Origin of the sequence: Pseudomonas sp. 31-12 (assembly GCF_003151075.1) — a bacterium.
Classification (GTDB): domain Bacteria; phylum Pseudomonadota; class Gammaproteobacteria; order Pseudomonadales; family Pseudomonadaceae; genus Aquipseudomonas.
The window spans coordinates 6,406,606-6,425,848 of record NZ_CP029482.1 but is presented as its reverse complement, the minus strand read 5'-3'; the positions used below and the strand labels follow the sequence as shown (position 1 = coordinate 6,425,848).

16 protein-coding genes and 1 pseudogene are annotated in these 19,243 nt (G+C 54.5%); 10 read left to right on the top strand and 7 right to left on the bottom strand.

The annotated features are described in order from the left end of the window. Positions 1-235: 235 nt before the first annotated feature. Positions 236-1,426 carry a methionine adenosyltransferase gene (metK, locus tag DJ564_RS30400; RefSeq protein WP_010466931.1) on the bottom strand — a complete coding sequence of 397 codons (1,191 nt, stop codon included), beginning with the start codon at positions 1,424-1,426 and terminating at the stop codon, positions 236-238. An 18-nt stretch (positions 1,427-1,444) separates the two neighbouring features. After that, positions 1,445-2,440: a metalloregulator ArsR/SmtB family transcription factor gene (locus DJ564_RS30395; protein WP_109635514.1), complete on the bottom strand. Its 996-nt coding sequence runs from the start codon at positions 2,438-2,440 to the stop codon at positions 1,445-1,447. 273 nt (positions 2,441-2,713) lie between these two features. On the opposite strand from DJ564_RS30395, the gene tkt reads away from it, so the two are divergent. The 7 genes and pseudogenes from tkt to DJ564_RS32280 form a co-directional block, all read left to right on the top strand. Next, complete coding sequence (gene tkt, locus DJ564_RS30390; protein WP_109635512.1) at positions 2,714-4,711, top strand: transketolase; 1,998 nt, start codon at positions 2,714-2,716, stop codon at positions 4,709-4,711. Positions 4,712-4,862: 151 nt separating this feature from the next. Then, positions 4,863-5,915, top strand: coding sequence for an erythrose-4-phosphate dehydrogenase (epd, locus tag DJ564_RS30385; RefSeq protein WP_109635511.1), 1,053 nt, complete (start codon positions 4,863-4,865; stop codon positions 5,913-5,915). Between the two features lie 12 nt (positions 5,916-5,927). Continuing rightward, entirely contained in the window at positions 5,928-7,091 is a 1,164-nt protein-coding gene (locus tag DJ564_RS30380; RefSeq protein ID WP_109635509.1) for a phosphoglycerate kinase, read from the top strand. A gap of 34 nt (positions 7,092-7,125) precedes the next feature. Then, a complete protein-coding gene (locus DJ564_RS30375; protein ID WP_010466937.1) occupies positions 7,126-7,347 on the top strand; it encodes a hypothetical protein in 222 nt (73 codons plus the stop codon). 56 nt (positions 7,348-7,403) lie between these two features. Further along, on the top strand, positions 7,404-7,736 hold the full coding sequence (locus tag DJ564_RS30370) for an MliC family protein (protein WP_109635507.1): 333 nt from the start codon (positions 7,404-7,406) through the stop codon (positions 7,734-7,736). Between the two features lie 290 nt (positions 7,737-8,026). Further along, positions 8,027-9,091, top strand: a complete 1,065-nt coding sequence (gene fba, locus DJ564_RS30365; RefSeq protein ID WP_109635505.1) for a class II fructose-bisphosphate aldolase — start codon at positions 8,027-8,029, stop codon at positions 9,089-9,091. A 233-nt stretch (positions 9,092-9,324) separates the two neighbouring features. Continuing rightward, a pseudogene (locus DJ564_RS32280) lies at positions 9,325-9,625 on the top strand (class II fructose-bisphosphate aldolase); the annotation flags it as partial. A gap of 42 nt (positions 9,626-9,667) precedes the next feature. Here DJ564_RS32280 and DJ564_RS30355 read toward each other — a convergent pair. From DJ564_RS30355 to DJ564_RS30335, 5 genes are all read right to left on the bottom strand, one after another. Further along, entirely contained in the window at positions 9,668-10,639 is a 972-nt protein-coding gene (locus DJ564_RS30355) for a hypothetical protein (protein WP_109635504.1), read from the bottom strand. A 38-nt stretch (positions 10,640-10,677) separates the two neighbouring features. Then, positions 10,678-11,718: a hypothetical protein gene (locus tag DJ564_RS30350; RefSeq protein WP_109635502.1), complete on the bottom strand. Its 1,041-nt coding sequence runs from the start codon at positions 11,716-11,718 to the stop codon at positions 10,678-10,680. A gap of 223 nt (positions 11,719-11,941) precedes the next feature. Then, positions 11,942-13,081 carry a hypothetical protein gene (locus DJ564_RS30345; RefSeq protein ID WP_109635500.1) on the bottom strand — a complete coding sequence of 380 codons (1,140 nt, stop codon included), beginning with the start codon at positions 13,079-13,081 and terminating at the stop codon, positions 11,942-11,944. Positions 13,082-13,184: 103 nt separating this feature from the next. Continuing rightward, positions 13,185-14,321 (bottom strand): hypothetical protein, encoded by a 1,137-nt coding sequence (locus DJ564_RS30340; RefSeq protein WP_109635499.1) that lies wholly within the window; start codon positions 14,319-14,321, stop codon positions 13,185-13,187. A gap of 927 nt (positions 14,322-15,248) precedes the next feature. Further along, positions 15,249-15,917, bottom strand: a complete 669-nt coding sequence (locus DJ564_RS30335; RefSeq protein ID WP_109635497.1) for a polysaccharide lyase family 7 protein — start codon at positions 15,915-15,917, stop codon at positions 15,249-15,251. Positions 15,918-16,240: 323 nt separating this feature from the next. Between DJ564_RS30335 and DJ564_RS30330 the strand changes: the two genes are divergently transcribed. The 3 genes from DJ564_RS30330 to DJ564_RS30320 are packed head-to-tail and all read left to right on the top strand — an operon-like array spanning position 16,241 to position 19,212. Then, on the top strand, positions 16,241-18,364 hold the full coding sequence (locus DJ564_RS30330; protein WP_109635495.1) for a bifunctional diguanylate cyclase/phosphodiesterase: 2,124 nt from the start codon (positions 16,241-16,243) through the stop codon (positions 18,362-18,364). 46 nt (positions 18,365-18,410) lie between these two features. Further along, the gene (locus tag DJ564_RS30325) at positions 18,411-18,902 is read left to right on the top strand and encodes a M48 family metallopeptidase (RefSeq protein WP_109636241.1); all 492 of its coding nucleotides are present in this window, start codon (positions 18,411-18,413) and stop codon (positions 18,900-18,902) included. A 13-nt stretch (positions 18,903-18,915) separates the two neighbouring features. Continuing rightward, positions 18,916-19,212, top strand: a complete 297-nt coding sequence (locus DJ564_RS30320; RefSeq protein WP_090178776.1) for a helix-turn-helix domain-containing protein — start codon at positions 18,916-18,918, stop codon at positions 19,210-19,212. Positions 19,213-19,243 lie beyond the last annotated feature (31 nt).

Below are 19,243 nucleotides of genomic sequence, written 5' to 3'. Positions count from 1 at the left end.
GCTCAGGGGGAATGCTTTCAAGGTTAGTCAGCTTTCGGGCGTCGGCAGCAGCGATGTTTTTCGGTGTGTTTCGATATAAAGATCAAAAGATCGCAGCCTCGTTTCACTCGACAGCTCCTACAGATATTTTTGTAGCCGCTGTCGAGTGAAACGAGGCTGCGTTCTATCGAATTGCGCGCAATAAAAAGCCCCGCACGGCGAACCGTGCGGAGCTTTTGGTACCGCCAGGAAAGTCTTACAGGCCGGCTGCAGTACGCAGATCGTCGGCGCGGTCGGTCTTTTCCCAGGTGAACGTGGTGAAGGTGTCTTCGCCCACAGTCTTGGTTGCCGGGGTACGACCGAAGTGGCCATACGCAGCGGTTTCCTGGTACATCGGGTGCAGCAGGTCGAGCATGGTGGTGATCGCGTATGGACGCAGGTCGAAAATTTCGCGAACCAGTTTGACGATCTTGTCGTCGCTGATCTTGCCGGTGCCGAAGGTGTTCAACGAGATCGACGTAGGCTGGGCAACACCGATCGCGTAGGAAACCTGAATTTCGCAACGTTCGGCCAGGCCGGCGGCAACGATGTTCTTGGCCACGTAACGACCGGCGTAGGCAGCCGAACGGTCAACCTTCGATGGATCCTTACCGGAGAACGCGCCGCCGCCGTGACGGGCCATGCCGCCGTAGCTGTCGACGATGATCTTGCGACCAGTCAGGCCGCAGTCACCTACCGGGCCACCGATGATGAACTGGCCAGTCGGGTTGATGTGGAACTGGGTGTCTTTGGTCAGCAGTTCGGCAGGCAGTACGTGCTTGACGATCAGCTCCATCACGCCTTCGCGCAGGTCTTTGTACGACACTTCCGGGTTGTGCTGGGTCGACAGAACAACAGCGTCGATACCGACCACCTTGCCGCCTTCGTAACGGCAAGTCACTTGGGACTTGGCGTCCGGGCGCAGCCAAGGCAGCAGGCCGGATTTACGGGCTTCGGCTTGCCTTTGCACAAGCTGGTGCGAGAAGGTGATCGGTGCTGGCATCAGCACGTCGGTTTCGTTGCTGGCGTAGCCGAACATCAGGCCCTGGTCGCCGGCGCCCTGGTCTTCAGGCTTGGCACGGTCGACACCCTGGTTGATGTCAGGGGATTGCTTGCCGATGATGTTCATCACGCCGCAAGTGGCACCGTCGAAGCCGACATCGGAGCTGTTGTAGCCGATGTCCAGAATGACGTTACGCACGATTTCTTCCAGGTCGACCCAGGCCGACGTGGTGACTTCACCTGCAATGATTGCCACGCCGGTCTTGACCAGCGTCTCGCACGCCACACGGGCGAACTTGTCTTCAGCAATGATGGCGTCCAGCACCGCATCGGAAATCTGGTCGGCGATTTTGTCCGGATGCCCTTCGGACACGGACTCGGAGGTGAAGAGGGAGTATTCGCTCATCTCGATTTTTTCCTGAATTTACCGATGGTGAGTGTCGCCAGCCGGTCGCTGAAAATGGCGGACCTGGATCTGGAAACCATTACGTAAGCCTACATAGAGGCTTTCCCCGGGAACGAGTCCCGCAGCGGTGGCCCAACGGGCCAAATCGTCCTGTTCAAACCCCAACCACAGATCACCGCAGGCCTCCCTGGCCCAACTCTGGTTGTGGCTACATAACTCTGTCACGAGCAGGCTACCGCCCGGTTGCAGCAAATCGGCCATGTGCTTGAGCGCTTCGGCCGGCGCGGCGAAATGGTGCAGCACCATGTTCAGTACAACGCAATCGGCCTGAAGGCTGACGCCATTCAATGCATCGGCCAGTTGCAGGCTGACGTTAGCCAGCGTTTCACGTTCGCAGACCTGACGCGCCAGTTCGAGCATCGCCGGGCTGTTGTCCAGCGCCGTCACCTGGGTGAAGCGGCGCGCCAGTTCCGGCAGGAATTCACCGTCGCCGGGGCCGACTTCGATGGCCGTCGCGTCGTCACTGAAACTCAGCTTGTCGAGCAACGTCACCACGCTTTCGCGGTATTGCGGTAGGCCGGCGATCAAGTCTTGCTGGGCGCGAAACTTCTCCGCCACCCGGGAGAAAAAGTCCTGGCTGGCCGCCGCTCGTTGCCCATGGACCTGAGCAATCCGCGACTGCACATCGTCCGGCAGGGTCAGGTTGTCCACTTCTTCGAGCAAGGCGGCGTGCAGCTTGCCGCCCAGCAGGTCGGTGTGGGGCAGGGCGCGACGGTAGAAAATCGCGTTGCCTTCACGGCGGGTCGCCACCAGGTCGGCCTGGGCCAAGACCTTGAGGTGGTGACTCATGCCGGATTGACCAATCCCGAAAATCTGCGCCAGTTCCAGTACGCCAAACGAATCGTTGGCCAGTGCGCGCAATACATTCAGCCGCAGAGGATCGCCGCCGGCCTTGCACAGGGCCGCCAGCTCATCGCAATCGTCATGTCGAATGGAAGGCACGCGTAAATTCATAAGGCCAGCAGTCTAGTGACGGGTAGAAATCATCGCAAGGGCAATATCAAAAAGTTTTGATATTGGTCGATAGATGGCACTTACAGACGTTAGGTTCAGTCAACAAACGAACTGCAGAAAGGTTTCATCAGTCGAAACCGCTGTTAACCATTGGAAAAACGCCTTCAGATGACTATCTGTCATTGCCCCGAGGCGGGTCGGTGAGGGAAAATGCTCGCCTTTTTTCCGTTTCGTTTTATTCACTCTCGATACAGAACCCGCAGGAGAACAGCGATGCCCAGCCGTCGTGAGCGTGCCAACGCCATTCGTGCCCTCAGCATGGATGCCGTGCAAAAAGCCAACAGCGGCCATCCCGGTGCCCCGATGGGTATGGCGGATATCGCCGAAGTACTTTGGCGTGACTACCTGAAGCACAACCCGAGCAATCCATCGTTCGCCGACCGTGACCGCTTCGTGCTGTCCAACGGTCACGGCTCGATGTTGATCTACTCGCTGCTGCACCTGACCGGCTACGACCTGTCGATCGATGACCTGAAAAACTTCCGCCAGCTGCACAGCCGCACCCCGGGTCACCCGGAATTCGGCTACACCCCGGGCGTTGAAACCACCACTGGTCCACTGGGCCAAGGCCTGGCCAACGCGGTTGGTTTCGCCCTGGCTGAAAAAGTCCTGGCGGCGCAGTTCAACCGTCCTGGCCACAACGTTGTCGACCACCACACCTACGTGTTCCTGGGTGATGGCTGCATGATGGAAGGCATTTCCCACGAAGTCGGCTCCCTGGCCGGTACTTTGGGTCTGGGCAAGCTGATCGCTTTCTACGATGACAACGGCATCTCCATCGACGGCGAAGTCGAAGGCTGGTTCACCGATGACACCCCTAAGCGTTTCGAAGCCTACAACTGGCAGGTGATCCGCAACGTCGACGGTCACGACCCGGAAGAAATCAAGATCGCGATCGAGACTGCACGCAAAAGCGAGCAACCGACCCTGATCTGCTGCAAGACCACCATCGGTTTCGGTTCGCCGAACAAGCAAGGCAAAGAAGACTGCCACGGTGCTCCATTGGGTGACGCGGAAATCGCGCTGACCCGTGCTGCGCTGAAATGGAACCACGGTCCGTTCGAAATCCCGGCCGACATCTATGCCGAGTGGGACGCCAAGGAAGCCGGCCGCGCGGCCGAAGCCGAGTGGGACCAGCGTTTCGCTGCCTACTCCGCGGCTTTCCCTGAGTTGGCCAACGAACTGGTCCGTCGTCTGGGCGGCGACCTGCCGGAAGACTTCGCCGAAAAAGCTTCGGCTTATATCGCTGAAGTTGCGGCCAAGGGCGAAACCATCGCCAGCCGTAAAGCCAGCCAGAACGCATTGAATGCCTACGGCCCGCTGTTGCCTGAACTGCTCGGCGGCTCCGCTGACCTGGCCGGTTCCAACCTGACCCTGTGGAAAGGTTGCAAAGGCGTTTCGGCTGAAGACGCCAGTGGCAACTACATGTACTACGGCGTTCGCGAATTCGGCATGAGCGCAATCATGAACGGGGTGGCCTTGCATGGCGGTCTGGTGCCTTACGGCGCGACCTTCCTGATGTTCATGGAATACGCTCGCAACGCAGTACGCATGGCTTCGCTGATGAAGAAACGCGTGGTGTTCGTCTACACCCACGACTCCATCGGTCTGGGCGAAGACGGCCCGACTCACCAGCCGATCGAGCAACTGACCAGCCTGCGCAGCACGCCGAACCTCGACACCTGGCGTCCAGCCGATGCCGTTGAATCGGCCGTTTGCTGGAAAGCAGCCATCGAGCGCAAGGACGGCCCTTCGGCGCTGATCTTCTCGCGTCAGAACCTGCAGCATCAGGAACGCAGCGCACTGCAGATCGCCGACATCGCCCGTGGCGGTTACGTGTTGAAGGATTGCGCGGGCGAGCCTGAGCTCATCCTGATCTCCACCGGTTCCGAAGTCGGCCTTGCGGTTCAGGCTTACGACAAGCTCACCGAACAAGGTCGCAAGGTTCGCGTCGTTTCAATGCCGTGCACCAGCGTGTTCGATGCCCAGGACGCCGGCTACAAGCAAGCGGTCCTGCCGTTGCAAGTCAGTGCCCGTATCGCCATCGAAGCCGCCCACGCGGACTACTGGTACAAGTACGTGGGCCTGGAAGGTCGCGTGATCGGCATGACCACCTACGGCGAGTCGGCACCTGCGCCGGCCTTGTTCGAAGAGTTCGGCTTCACCCTGGAAAACATCCTGGGTCAGGCTGAAGAGCTGCTGGAAGACTGATCCAGAAAATGTGTCGTCTGGACTGACGCTATCGCGGGCAAGCCCGCTCCCACAGGGATTTACACCGCCCATGTGGGAGCGGGCTTGCCCGCGATAGCGGTCGGTCAGGCAACACTGCAATGACAGATTCACCACGGTAATCGAGAACCCCATGCCTCAACCGCGTCCTTACAAAGTTGCACTCAACGGCTACGGCCGGATTGGTCGTTGCGTCTTGCGTGCGTTGTTTGAGCGAGGCGAAAAGGCCGGGTTTGAAATTGTCGCGATCAACGATCTGGCGGACATGGCCAGCATCGAATACCTGACACGCTTCGACTCCACTCACGGGCGTTTTCCCGGCGAAGTGAAGGTCGACGGCGATTGTCTGCATATTAATGGCGACTGCGTGAAGGTCCTGCGCAGTGCCACCCCCGAAGGCATCGATTGGGCGTCGCTGGGCGTCGATCTGGTGCTGGAGTGCTCCGGCGCTTACCACACGCGTGCTGATGGCCAGCGCTTCCTCGACGCCGGCGCACCGCGTGTGCTGTTTTCCCAGCCGATGGCCAGCGAGGCGGATGTCGACGCCACCATCGTCTACGGCGTGAACCAGGATTGCCTGACCGGTGATGAGCTGCTGGTGTCTAACGCGTCCTGCACCACCAACTGCGGCGTGCCGCTGTTGCGCCTGCTGGATCAGGCCATTGGTCTGGAATACGTGTCGATCACCACCATTCACTCGGCGATGAACGATCAGCCGGTCATCGACGCCTATCATCACGAAGACCTGCGCCGCACGCGTTCGGCGTTCCAGTCGGTGATTCCGGTGTCCACTGGTCTGGCGCGTGGCATCGAACGCCTGCTGCCGGAACTTGCCGGGCGAATTCAGGCCAAAGCCGTGCGAGTGCCGACGGTTAACGTGTCTTGCCTCGACATTACGATGCAGACCGTCAGCGACACCGACGCCACCGAGGTCAACCGGATCCTGCGCGAGGCCGCCACCAGCGGCCCGCTCAAAGGCCTTCTGGCCTACACCGAGCTCCCCCATGCAAGCTGTGATTTCAACCATGACCCACATTCGGCCATCGTCGATGCCAGTCAGACCCGAGTTTCCGGCCCGCGGCTGGTGAACATCCTGGCCTGGTTCGACAACGAATGGGGTTTTGCCAACCGAATGCTGGACGTTGCGGAACACTATCTGCAAACAGCAGCCTCTCCAAAACAGTAGGAAATGCGACCCATGACCGTGTTGAAGATGACCGACCTCGATCTGCAAGGTAAGCGCGTACTGATCCGCGAAGACCTCAACGTCCCAGTCAAGGACGGTGTTGTCACCAGCGATGCGCGTATCCTGGCTTCGCTGCCGACCATCAAGCTGGCCCTGGAAAAAGGCGCGGCCGTGATGGTCTGCTCGCACCTTGGCCGTCCGACCGAAGGCGAGTTCTCGGCCGAGAACAGCCTCAAGCCTGTCGCTGATTACCTGAGCAAGGCCCTGGGCCGTGAAGTGCCGCTGGTCGCCGATTACCTGGGCGGCGTCGACGTGAAAGCCGGCGACATCGTGCTGTTCGAAAACGTGCGCTTCAACAAAGGCGAGAAAAAGAACGCTGACGAACTGGCCCAGCAATACGCCGCCCTGTGCGATGTGTTCGTGATGGACGCCTTCGGCACCGCTCACCGTGCCGAGGGTTCGACTCATGGCGTGGCCAAGTTTGCCAAAGTCGCCGCGGCTGGCCCGCTGCTGGCTGCTGAACTGGACGCACTGGGCAAAGCCCTGGGCGCCCCGGCTCAGCCAATGGCTGCGATCGTTGCCGGCTCCAAGGTCTCGACCAAGCTCGACGTACTGAACAGCCTGAGCCAGATCTGCAACCAACTGATTGTCGGCGGCGGCATTGCCAACACCTTCCTGGCTGCTGCCGGTCACCCGGTCGGCAAGTCCCTGTACGAGCCGGACCTGCTGGATACCGCGCGCGAAATCGCCGCCAAAGTCAGCGTGCCGCTGCCAGTCGACGTTGTGGTTGCCAAGGAATTCGCTGAAAGCGCGACCGCTACCGTCAAGCTGATTGCTGACGTGGTCGCCGACGACATGATCCTGGATATCGGCCCGCAGACTGCAGCGAATTTCGCCGAGCTGCTGAAGTCGTCCAAGACCATCCTGTGGAACGGCCCTGTTGGCGTGTTCGAATTCGACCAGTTCGGTAACGGCACCAAAGTCCTGGCCCAGGCCATCGCGGAAAGCTCGGCGTTCTCGATCGCTGGCGGGGGCGACACCCTGGCGGCCATTGATAAATATGGCGTGGCCGATCAGATCTCCTACATTTCTACCGGTGGCGGTGCGTTCCTCGAGTTCGTGGAAGGCAAGGTGTTGCCAGCCGTTGAAGTCCTGGAAAGCCGGGCCAAGGCCTGAGGTCGCCCATTTGACCACGCAAAGGAGTGTTCCCATGGTCAAGCCGTTAGCGCTGTTGATCGCGGCGGGTATGCTGGTGGCTTGCGGGAGTAACCCAAAAGCCAAGCCGGAACCTGCGCCGCAGTCGGTGGAAAAAGGCTGCTACCAGGCCGACTGGCAAGCGGAAACCAACCCGGTGATCAACAAGCGCTCCGGACCCGATGGCCTGGAGAAATACGAGACCCAGACCCCGGCCAAGGAACATGGTTGCCCTTGACGGGTCAGACACTTTACTCAGGGCTGGCGGCGTGCGCCGTCAGCCGAGGAACATGGATGAAAGGTTTTATCGCCGTTACGGCGTTGGCATTGCTGGCCGGTTGCTCCAGTTTCAACCTGTTCACGCCTGCCGAATCGACGGACAACTGGACCACCTGGACCTGCGACAGCCAGGCCAAAGTGCTCTGGCGCTACACCGACGACAGCCGCAAGGAAGTCGACGTGCGCCTCGGCGGGGCCGATCAGATATACCGCTTGAAGCTTGAGCCGGGCGCCGAAGGTTCGCTGTACAGCAACGACATGCTGGCGTTTCACGTAAAAGGTGAGGAAGGCCTGGTTTACTGGGTCGCCACCAATGATTTGATTGGCCGCGGTTGTAAAGCGCAGTAGGAGCCGATTGCAGGACTTTTGTGGCGAGGGAGCTTGCTCCCGCTGGAGTGCGAAGCGCTCCTAAAGCCAGTCGACACCGTGTTTGAGAAAGACCGCGTCGGCCGGTTTACGACTGCTTCGCAGCCGAACGCGAGCAAGCTCGCTCGCCACAGGTTCTTCGTCACACTCAGGATTTATGTTGTACCGAATTCGCAGCCCGGGCCAACCCCCGATCTGCAATAACTTGAATAGCCGCCGCCGCTCCGGCAGGCTGGCACGATTAACGACCCAAACCGGGAGAGACACACACAATGGCACTTATCAGCATGCGCCAGATGCTGGACCACGCAGCCGAGTTCGGCTACGGCGTTCCAGCCTTCAACGTCAACAACCTTGAGCAGATGCGCGCCATCATGGAAGCCGCTGACAAGACTGACTCCCCGGTGATCGTCCAGGCTTCGGCCGGTGCTCGCAAATACGCCGGCGCACCGTTCCTGCGTCACCTGATCCTGGCGGCAATCGAAGAATTCCCGCACATCCCGGTGTGCATGCACCAGGACCACGGCACCAGCCCTGACGTCTGCCAGCGTTCCATCCAACTGGGCTTCAGCTCGGTGATGATGGACGGTTCCCTGGGCGAAGACGGCAAGACCCCGACCGACTACGACTACAACGTGCGCGTCACCCAACAAACCGTGGCCATGGCTCACGCCTGCGGCGTTTCGGTAGAAGGCGAGCTGGGCTGCCTGGGTTCGCTGGAAACCGGCATGGCCGGTGAAGAAGACGGCATCGGCGCCGAAGGTGTTCTGGATCACAGCCAAATGCTGACCGACCCGGAAGAAGCCGCTGACTTCGTCAAACGCACCCAGGTCGACGCCCTGGCCATCGCCATCGGCACCAGCCACGGCGCGTACAAGTTCACCAAGCCGCCTACCGGCGACGTGCTGGCCATCGACCGCATCAAAGAAATCCACAAGCGCATCCCGAACACCCACCTGGTGATGCACGGTTCGTCTTCGGTTCCACAAGACTGGCTGGCGATCATCAACCAGTACGGCGGCGACATCAAAGAAACCTACGGCGTGCCGGTTGAAGAAATCGTCGAAGGCATCAAGCACGGCGTGCGTAAGGTCAACATCGATACTGACCTGCGTCTGGCGTCCACCGGTGCAATGCGTCGCCTGATGGCCACCAACCCGAGCGAGTTCGATCCGCGTAAGTTCTTCGGCGCGACTGTGACGGCGATGCGTGATGTTTGTATTGCTCGTTATGAGGCTTTCGGTACTGCCGGTAATGCTTCGAAGATCAAACCGATCTCGTTGGAAGGGATGTATCAGCGGTATTTGAAGGGTGAGTTGAACGCTAAGGTTAATTAAGTCTTTAGTGTTTGAACCGCATAAAAACCCGCCGAGAGGCGGGTTTAATGAGATGGTCACCTGACCGAGAAGCCCTGCAGGTTTACGCTTGCAGGGCTTTTCTCGTTTTCGGCGGACGTCTCGCAAGGCGTTCTCGCAATTCTCGTAGACACTGCTTCGAGTCGGGTGTTTCGGGAGTGCAGCCCAAGGTGTTGGTGCCTCTGATTAGCGCTGCGAACTTCATCGGTCAGCTCGACATCAAAGAAACCTACGGTGTCCCGGTTGAAGAGATTTGCGAAGTCCTCAAGCATAGCGTGCGTAAGGTCAATATCAACTGACCTGCGTTTGGCATCTACCGGTGCAAAACCCGAAAAAATTCGATCCACTCGAATTCTTCTGCGTGTCCGTTAGTGCGATGCGTGACGTGAGTATCCCTCGTTACGAAGCTTTCGGCGCTGGGGTAGCGCTTCGAAGATCAAGCAGATCTCATTGGACGCGACGGGTAAAGCAACGGGCTGTGTGCAGGCTACGACTGCAATGATAGGAAAGTGGTAAAACTGGTTGGGTAAGGGGCGATCAATATGATCGCCCCTCTATTTAACCGCGGAGCCATTCCCGGAAGAGAGTATCTGTATATGCATGAAATGCAGGAGCGTACATTAAGAAACTACTTGCACTTTCTTTCGGGTCTTCATTTGAAAATACAACAGCAATGAATGAGTCAAAAGAAGTGAGTATTTTATTGGCCTCATCAACGTATTGTTTTTTTATAGTTGGGATAGATTCGTATTCTTTTATATCATTGATTTCATTAACGCAGGCTTTGATTTGGCGATCAATATCATCGGCGCGTAGTTCGCGATTATTAAGTTGGCCAATGATATTGCTACGAGCGGATATCATATTTTCTAAGCGGACTTGTTCTTGGTACAATTTTAATGCACTTGCCGCAATAGTCAATCCTTGGTCGATTAACTTCTTTTTGAAATCAGCTGGTTTGTCCAGAACATCCTGGGCTGTCTTGATCACTTGGTTCAATATAGGCGCTAGTTTATCTAATGTACTCTGATTTTGAATCGCGTCAATTGATACGTCAAGTTCATATCTTGCCGTTAGAAGTTGATCATAGTGAGGCGTAGATTTATCTTTTATAGCAACGTCTTGTAAGTTTTTAAGTGTCAGTCTTAACTCGTCCAATCTATATTGGTTGCTTGTGTAGCTCATTGTATCAAGGTTATATGTCTTCTTCTGAAGAGTGTTGCGTAATGCAAGAAAATCTTTTTTTCTCTGCTCAATAATGGTTTTAAGATCGTTTTTATATTCTGGAGCTAAGTCATAATCATTCAGTACATTTTGGATGTCATCCGAATTCATTAAATCAATGCTGCTGCGTACGATGTCATTGACGCTCTGGTCTACACCTGTTTGATATTTTGCAACGGCTAGGAGATCACTCTTTAATGTTTCGTTTGCAATATTGCTAAGCTTTATGTTTGCATAGTAGCTGATATAGTCTCGGCAGTCTTTTGTTGCCAGAAGATTCGGTTTTACAAGGTTGACAATGCTCATTCTTAAAATTCTCAATCGGGGGGTGGGGAAGAAACTTATTACTGAATTCTAAACGCTTCTTGTAGCGCCGAAGAGTTTTGCTCAACAGTACGCCAATCACCTAACATCTCCTCCATTCTGTTAACAAATTGGCCTAACAGTTTGTAGCTCGTGAATTGATCGGATGAGTGAGAAACAAGTTTTTCGGTCGCTGTCCAATGACTTTGAAGTTGAATGACAGCGGTGATGGCAGGCGTGACTACGTCATATAACGAAATCATGCTGGTGTGGAGAATTTGAAGAAAACCCTTAAATTTTTTGTCTTGGCTGAGTAGGGCGATACTATCTTCTATCTGTTTGGCCAGCGCCCTCACTGTAGGGTCATCTGAGATGCTTTTCTTGCCGTGGGCCCATTCGTACAACATATGAGGTTTATGTGTTGTATCATCTTGCGAGTATTTTTTGAGCCCGGCAGCGGCTGTCTTATCATCTTTGAGTTTTAGGAGTCGGGTTGTTAAATCTGAAATTTCTTCGTCCAACTTGTCAGGGTTCGAACTGGTTATCATTGACCCGACCCATGGTTTAATTGTTTCGCTGATCGTTCTTTGAAAAGTTCTAAGTTCGTTTAGTATGGTGACGCTACGGCCTCGTTTTTCTGCAATTGAATTTTTTATATAGCCCACTGTTTTATCTAATCCGCGGATGTTTTCTTGATCGCCGTTATCCAGCGATATACTAGGAAATTGATCAAGCTGGTCTGGTGTCAAGTCTGCAATTTTGTGCGTCTTATAACCGTCCATGGCTTTAATAATATTGACGGCTTCATCCCCGTATTCGCGAAGGTCTTTTGCAAAGCCCACTAGAAGAGCCGCAACCTCAATCATGTTTGATTGAACACTCTCCCAAGAATTAGCGTGTGTGTTGATTATACAAAAGTTTGCCGTTATGTCTTTTAACCATTCTGGCTTTGCGTCCTTGTACTTGGCTTGCACTCCGGCTTCTGTTGTAGGAATAGCCTTGCCGCTCCTGGCATAGCGTTCAATGACAAATACATCATTTTCGGTTACTACGGGAATAGGATAGTTCTCGCTGTATGTCATGATAAGTTTCCTTTAATGGGTTGGTGTTTTGAACGCTGTATGGGGCATTACAAAGGTTTGTGTGTGGGTTTTGAAATGGTCCTATTGAACAATACGAAAGTTGATCTGCTCAAAGTCAACTCGGCTGTTGGTGTCGGCAAACGACGCCAGTAGCGGTTTGTCTTTTTTTTGCTGTCGTTAAGAATTAATAGCGGAATATTCTATAAAGCAGTGATGGAGGGATCTATTGGTAAACTCGTTCTAGTAGTTCATTTAAAGTTCGTAGGTTTTTATCGGTTTCTTGCCAAGTCTTCAGTGCTGACTTCAGGGATTTCACAACACTCTGCAGATCCGAGTACTGCGTCACTTGTGTAACCCTAGCGTTAATACGGTCCAGTTCTACAGCTGTATTCGTCCAGAGGGTCCGAACTTGTCCGACGCCTTTATTGGCATCGGTCAAAGGCTTGTCAAACAATTTCAGCCAGTCATGCATGCTTTCTAACTGTCGGAATAAGACTTGTCCTTTTTTTGTTTGCGTTATTAATGCAATTACCGGGGCTCTACTGTCAACGGGCAAGTCGTTAAGTGTATCGTCGTATTCTTTTACATGATTAGGGTGCAACTGTGCGGTCACGGCAGCTTCAATGTTTTCTACCGGCTGACCGGAAGCCTCCTTTATCACCTTTAGCACTAGGCCAAGTATAATGCTCATGTAGGTGTTGAAAAATACTCGTTGGTATTGTTCCATCGGTATGAAATTCAATTTTTCGGCCATCTCTGTCGCTGTATCCAAGTTCACATAGCTATCATTACCTGTTTGAACAATGTTCATTAGAGATGTTTTAAATGACATGATGCTTGCGCCAATATCTTTGCTGCCTTTCTCCAGTTCTTCGAGGTGGGGTTTTGTACTGTCGATATTAAGCTTAATATCTGAGAGCCTGGCAAGATCTTCATTGCATAAAGGACAATAAGATGAAGACGGATTTTCCAGTGATGCATCAATTTGTTGTTGAAGAGTACGGGAGTAATCAATGTATCCTGACAGGTTTTCGATCGTGTCCACTATTGAAAGAACCTGTGTCTCGAAGATTTGGTAGTTTTGTGACGCTGTTGAACAATAACCTTTTAAGTCGGTTTCTATAATTGGCCACTCTTTTGCGTGCTTCACAACCTTATTGATAAAGCGGACTATGCCGTCGCTGTAAAGAGTGGTAGTTTCTTCATAGTTTATAGGCGTTCTCTCATCTCCCCAAAAATCATTCATTTGTTCAAGGTTTGCGCTGAGTCCACTCGCCCGCCAGACGTATTTTTTAATATACGCAATCTCGTCGGGGGTAAGAATGGGAGCGGGAGTGATGAGGTTCACTGGTTGATCGGACATTATGAAGTTCCTTCTCTTGGCTAATGATAGGTTAGCTATCCTGAATTTCTTGTGCTTGAATAAATAATATTTTCAATATTGTTTAGGTGATTGCACGTGTACTTTAATAAGCGATGTCGCAAAAATATTCACTGGTCAAGATATGTCCAACGGAAAGTCCCTTATTCGGTGTAAATCGGTCGCCGCTCATTGCTGTAAAATTGGTAGTTTCGCTACCTGATGATATGGTACGTTCTCCCGAAGTTTCGTTACTGCCGGTAGGATATGTTGTGCTGCGCATGACGGTATATTTTCCGAAGTCGTTTTTTATTTTTGTTAATTTTTCATCAAGTTCTGCGATTGTTAAATTGAGTTTTTTTTGCATAGGCACACCCCAGCGGCTTAAACAAGTTTCAGCGTAATGGCGGATTATTTCACCTGGTTCCGGGAGTACTTTATCTCCGTGTGCACCGGTAACTGACGCATTACCTACCAACGTCGCATGGCGCCCGGCCATTGGATAAATGTAGATCTCGGTGTATGCACACGTTTTCGGAACGACGCAGTCAAATCCCCTTGATCGTTCGTCCCTAGCATAGAAGGCTACATATTTTTTGACGTTGCTACCGATTTCTACCTTTTTATCTTTTGAATATAAAAGTCCCGGAACGGGATCAATAGCAAGTATGTTTACTGGTATATCCCGAAGTTCGCTATCGTTAAGCATGTCGTTGGCCAGCATATGACAACTGATTCCGCCACGGCTCCAGCCAACAAGATTGACTTGAGTAGGAATTATTCCGTCTCTGCGGAATGTTTTGATAATTTGTTCTTGCAGTTGTTGTTGTGTGACATGGCGACTACCATAGTCGTACTTTCGCCAGAACCAGCAACCTTCGGTTGTGACTTCGTTTATTGGGATACCTGCATTCTGAAGTTGTTGGTAGTTTTCTTGAGTTAAAGTTTCTCGCTGCCAGTCGAATTTACCCTTCATAATATGCGTTGCATGTTTTACATTTTCCTCCCACCCCGCACCAAATAATGTTCCATTCCACTTATAATAACCGGCCGGTTTTGTAAAAAGTTCATCATCTTGCAAGTTGCCACTTCCTGGACCGTTGATCACGATCCACTCGGCAAATTCCTTGCCCAGATTGTTTTGAGCAAGCGTAGAGATAAGCTCCCCGTTCCAGTAATTTGCATTGTTGTTATCAAATTTGCTGGAACTGGTGCCGCAGAAGTAGACGGTTAAAGTTGTCATGTTTTTCTCGAATAATTTTTAGTTGTGTGAGGAGTAGTTAATCAGGCGGTGGAATAAAGCGAAACTGTAAGAAGTAACAGTTTTTTAGACGCTTTAGTTATGTTTGGTGCTTTTCTTATTGCGGTTCGCGACATCCCGGGCGAAGTTGTCGCATTAGAGAAAGGTTTCCATTTTTAGAAAATAAAATATGGGGCAGCCTGAAGGCATTTATTTAGCGGCTAAACGACGGACAAGACGGGGTGATCGGTGGCGAAGTGATACATAGGGTAAAGTGGCGGGGCGGTAGGTGATTAAACTTGGAAAATTCTTAACTATAAGAAAGAATTATCCATCGTTTGTTGCGAAACAAATTGGATGGCAACTATCCGTTGGTTCGCAGACCGAGCGGTCAAGACCCGGTAAACCCTAAAGGTTTCCCGCGCATAGGCACCATAAAAGATGAGTACGGGCAAATGCTGCCCGTTTCGTATTTTGACGGTTTTTGTGGTCTAACTCGGTAGGGTTGCGAAGCCCTATCGCCGACTGCTGTCAGCGACGGGGCGATCTATAGGCGGCGACTTTGATAGCTGGAACCCCGGGGTGTAGGACCGTTGCGCGGTCCCTGTGGCGAGGGAGCCTGCTCCCGTTCGGCGGCGCATCCGGCGCAACTGGGGCGGTACGGTGGATCTGGGGGAATGGGGTGGCAGGGTGTGCGGATGCTTCGCCGTCCTGCGGGAGCAAGCTCCCTCGCCACGGTCGGAGGCGTCCTACGAGTTTTTCGGACGCTCAGATGATTGGTTTGTAGCAGCTGTCGAGCCTGCGTCCGGTGGCAATCCGGGCAACCGCTTTCTCCTGAAAAAACGCGTCAGGTGGTTTTACGACTGCTTTGCAGTCGGACGCAGCTTCGCGCTGCTCGGCAGCTGCTACAGGGATTGCGGGCTGCGGGGTTTACTTATCGTGATCAATATCCAGCTTGCTGAACGTCACTTTCCCGCCTTCGCTGGTGTACCCGGTGTGGTCTTGCACATAGACCCCGGCCTTGAAGTACAGCGGCTTGTCGCGCCAGGTCTTGCTGATGTCGGTGTCCCACTGATAACCCGCCGCACTGATGCCCAGCGCGCCGCCCGGGCTCAGGTGGATGAGGTAGGAAAACTCCCGGTCAAGTTTCACCCCGGTGGCGATGGTGATGACCCGACCATCGTCGTCATCCGGGCGCATGCGTACCTTGGCGACGATGTTGCCCGACTGTGTGCTGGTCTTGTACTGATACTCGAGCTTCACCATGGGTTTCTGGCTTTCATAGGCGTGGATCTGGCCGATGACGATTTTGCCTGTGCTCGGTACCTGGTTGACCGCGAGGGTGGCGCGCAGGGAGTTGTCGGCGTCCGGGTAGAGCCAGTTTTTCAGGGTGCCGTTGCTGTAGGTTTCGCGGAGTTCGGTGCGGGGGTATTTTGCATTTTCAGTTTTGGAACCGGTGACCGGTGACCAGAAAAACAGGGTGCCGGTGTCGGAGTGGAAGTATTGATCCTTGAAGCCGTTCACCAGTTTTGGCGTGTCGACGGTGTACGGCGGATTGCCGACAGGAACGCTGAGGTTCCAGGTTGCGAGATCGATCATAGACAAAAGCTTCCACGAATTTTTTACTGCACGCGCGTGCCAGAAGCTCTGGCACGCGCCTTGGGGGCAGTCCTTATAAGCGTAGAAGTTCAATTTGTTAATGCGTAAATGACAAACGGATGGCGTCAAAATCCTGTTAAAAGGCCATCTTTCCCGGTTTCAGGGGGCTGTAGAAGCGACCGTTAGTCGGCAAATGTACGTGATGGTTAAATGATGGCGCATTGGCTGCTTCTGCTTTTGCGGATCCCGGTCTAGAGTGAAGGCTCAGTATTTGTCCGGTTTTCACGAGAAACCGGCCTGACGCCCCGAACAAGAGAAGCAGCATGGAATGCGCGCCCCCCACGCCAGCTGAAGGCAACTCGATCCTTTTAATCGTCGATGACTACCCTGAAAATCTGATCAGCATGCGCGCGTTGCTCCAGCGCCAGGATTGGCAGGTTATTACCGCGGCTTCCGGTTTTGAGGCCCTCAGTCTTTTACTCGAACACGATGTCGACCTGGTGCTGCTGGATGTGCAGATGCCGGGCATGGACGGTTTTGAAGTGGCGCGCCTGATGCGCGGCAGCCAGCGAACCCGTCTTACGCCGATTATTTTCCTGACCGCCAACGAACAGTCCCAGGACGCCGTGATCAAGGGCTATGCCAGTGGCGCGGTGGATTACTTGTTCAAGCCGTTCGACCCGCAAATTCTCAAGCCAAAAGTCCAGGCGTTGCTCGAGCATCAGCGCAATCGCCGTGCGTTGCAGCGCCTGAGCCACGATCTGGAGGTCGCGCGCGCGTTTAATGCCTCGGTGCTGGACAATGCCGCCGAAGGCATCCTGGTGGTCGGTGAGGACGGTCTGATCCGCTTTGCCAACCCGGCAATGTCGCGCTTGCTCAATGCAACGGTGAAGGACCTGCAAGACCGGGAGTTTCTGGATTTCCTGCAAAAACCGCATATCCCGGTCTGGGCGGATTCTGATCTTTACACCGGTTACAAACGTGGCGAAACACTGCGCCTGCACGATGCGCTGCTGCGAACGGCGCCCGGCCAGCAAGTGCCGGTGGCGCTGTCTTGCGCGCCTTTGCCCAGCGAGCAGCATGCGATGGTGGTGACGGTGCTGGACATGTCGGTGGTGCGCCATCTGCATCAGCAATTGGAATTCCAGGCGGTGACGGATCCGCTGACCGGGCTGCTCAACCGTCGCGGTTTTTACCAGACGGTTGAAAATCTGCTGCTGCGCGGCGAACGGTCCGATAGTGCTTGGGTGCTGTTGTATCTGGACCTCGACGGCTTCAAACGCGTCAACGATTCCCTCGGTCACGATGCCGGCGACCGAGTGCTGCGCTGGGTGTCAGAGCAATTGAAAGCCTGTTTGCGGCCCTTCGACATTTTGGCGCGCATGGGCGGCGACGAGTTCACGGCGCTGCTGGATCTGGAGTTCCCGGAGCAAGCGGCGAAGATTGCGGAGAAGCTCATCGAGCGGGTGTCGATCTGTCAGCAGATTGATGGCCTGGATATCGCGTTGGGCGCCAGCATCGGCATCGCCACTTACCCGGATTGCGGTTCAAATCTTGATGGCTTGCTGCGTGCATCGGACATCGCCATGTACGAAGCGAAACGTGCCGGCCGCCAGCAATACCGTTTCTACGACCACGACATGAACGGTCGGGCACGCTCGCGATTGATGCTCGAAGAAAGCGTGCGCGCCGCCATTGAGAACCGTGATTTCAACCTTGTGTATCAGCCGCAGGTGGCCATTGGCAGCGGGCAGATTCGTGGCTTTGAAGCGTTGCTGCGCTGGCAACACCCGAGTGTCGGCGATGTACCGCCGGGGCTGTTTTTGCCATTGCTGGAAGAGGCGCGGCTGATCAGTCGTCTGGGCAGCTGGATTTACCATCGCGGGGCTGGCCAGCGCAAAGCCTGGGAAACCTTGTTCGCCGAGGATCTGGTGTTGGGCGTCAGCTTGAGCAGCACTCAGTTCGGCATGCCCAATCTGGTCACTGAATTGCGCCAGGTGCTGGAGCGTCACGGTTTGCAGCCCCGTCATCTGGAAGTCGAAGTGACGGAAGAAGCGTTGATGCAAAACCCCGAAGAAACCCGCAAGACGTTGCGCCTGCTACGCAATCTCGGGGTGCGGGTGGCGCTGGATGATTTCGGTTCCGGGCCGTGCTCACTGGCGCATCTGCGCGACCTGGAGCTGGACACGCTCAAGCTTGATCGGCATCTGATCGCTCGATTGCCGGCGTCCGAACGGGATGCGGCGCTGGTACGCAATGTGATCGATCTGTGCAAGCAATACGGCATGCTGGTGATTGCCGAAGGGGTGGAAACCATTGCGCAATATGAGTGGCTGCAAGCCAATGGTTGCCAGTACGTGCAAGGTTTTCTGGTGGGGCGGCCGATGATGGCCGAAGACGCTGGCGACTTTGTGGAGCCGTTTGACTGGAGCGCGCTGACCGGCTGAATTCGCTACACTGGCGACCTTTTCCGTGATTGTGTTGCCGCCCCTGATGACCGCGTTGAAATACCTCCAGGCCTATCCCGCTGCTTTGCAAGACCAGGTGCGCCAGTTGATCGTCGAAGATCGGCTGGGCGACTACCTGAGCCAGCGCTACCCGGAAAAACACGCAGTGCAGAGTGACAAGGCGCTGTACACCTACGCGCTGGATCTCAAACAGGAATACCTGCGCAATGCGCCGGCCATCGACAAGGTGCTATTCGACAACCGCCTCGACCTGACCCACCGCGCACTCGGTTTGCACACGACGATCTCGCGGGTGCAGGGCGGCAAGCTCAAGTCCAAGAAAGAAATCCGCGTGGCCTCGTTGTTCAAGGAAGCGCCCTCCGAGTTTCTGAAAATGATCGTTGTGCATGAGCTGGCGCACTTTAAGGAATCGGATCACAACAAGGCGTTCTACAAGCTCTGCGAACACATGTTGCCGGGGTATCACCAGGTGGAGTTTGATCTGCGGGTGTACCTGACGTGGCGGGATATGCAGTAAAGGGAGTGACTGGATGGATGTAAGCAAAACCAAAAGCAGCTTCTATCGCCGGTTGTACGTGGCGTACCTGATCGATAGCGGGTTGGCGAGCAGTGTCCCGGCGCTTACCGAAGTGACCGGCATGCCCCGGCGCACGGCGCAGGATACGATTGCGGCGTTGGCGGACCTGGACATCATTTGCGAGTTCGAGCAGGAAGAGGGGGCGCGCAATCATGCGGGACGCTATCGGATTCGCGAGTGGGGGGCGATTGATCGGGGGTGGATCGAGCGCAATTTGCGGCAGATTAAAGCGGTGTTGGAATATCCCTGAGATTTTCAGTGTTGCGGCTGACGCTATCGCG

Bases quoted from the DNA above. Each gene is read 5' to 3' on its own strand.
- DJ564_RS30395 (WP_109635514.1), bottom strand. From the start codon at position 2,440: ATGAATTTACGCGTGCCTTCCATTCGACATGACGATTGCGATGAGCTG.
- metK (WP_010466931.1), bottom strand. From the start codon at position 1,426: ATGAGCGAATACTCCCTCTTCACCTCCGAGTCCGTGTCCGAAGGGCAT.
- DJ564_RS30340 (WP_109635499.1), bottom strand. From the start codon at position 14,321: ATGACAACTTTAACCGTCTACTTCTGCGGCACCAGTTCCAGCAAATTT.
- DJ564_RS30375 (WP_010466937.1), top strand. From the start codon at position 7,126: ATGGTCAAGCCGTTAGCGCTGTTGATCGCGGCGGGTATGCTGGTGGCT.
- DJ564_RS30350 (WP_109635502.1), bottom strand. From the start codon at position 11,718: ATGACATACAGCGAGAACTATCCTATTCCCGTAGTAACCGAAAATGAT.
- DJ564_RS30330 (WP_109635495.1), top strand. From the start codon at position 16,241: ATGGAATGCGCGCCCCCCACGCCAGCTGAAGGCAACTCGATCCTTTTA.
- DJ564_RS30320 (WP_090178776.1), top strand. From the start codon at position 18,916: ATGGATGTAAGCAAAACCAAAAGCAGCTTCTATCGCCGGTTGTACGTG.
- DJ564_RS30335 (WP_109635497.1), bottom strand. From the start codon at position 15,917: ATGATCGATCTCGCAACCTGGAACCTCAGCGTTCCTGTCGGCAATCCG.
- epd (WP_109635511.1), top strand. From the start codon at position 4,863: ATGCCTCAACCGCGTCCTTACAAAGTTGCACTCAACGGCTACGGCCGG.
- DJ564_RS30345 (WP_109635500.1), bottom strand. From the start codon at position 13,081: ATGTCCGATCAACCAGTGAACCTCATCACTCCCGCTCCCATTCTTACC.
- DJ564_RS30325 (WP_109636241.1), top strand. From the start codon at position 18,411: ATGACCGCGTTGAAATACCTCCAGGCCTATCCCGCTGCTTTGCAAGAC.
- tkt (WP_109635512.1), top strand. From the start codon at position 2,714: ATGCCCAGCCGTCGTGAGCGTGCCAACGCCATTCGTGCCCTCAGCATG.
- DJ564_RS30355 (WP_109635504.1), bottom strand. From the start codon at position 10,639: ATGAGCATTGTCAACCTTGTAAAACCGAATCTTCTGGCAACAAAAGAC.
- DJ564_RS30380 (WP_109635509.1), top strand. From the start codon at position 5,928: ATGACCGTGTTGAAGATGACCGACCTCGATCTGCAAGGTAAGCGCGTA.
- DJ564_RS30370 (WP_109635507.1), top strand. From the start codon at position 7,404: ATGAAAGGTTTTATCGCCGTTACGGCGTTGGCATTGCTGGCCGGTTGC.
- fba (WP_109635505.1), top strand. From the start codon at position 8,027: ATGGCACTTATCAGCATGCGCCAGATGCTGGACCACGCAGCCGAGTTC.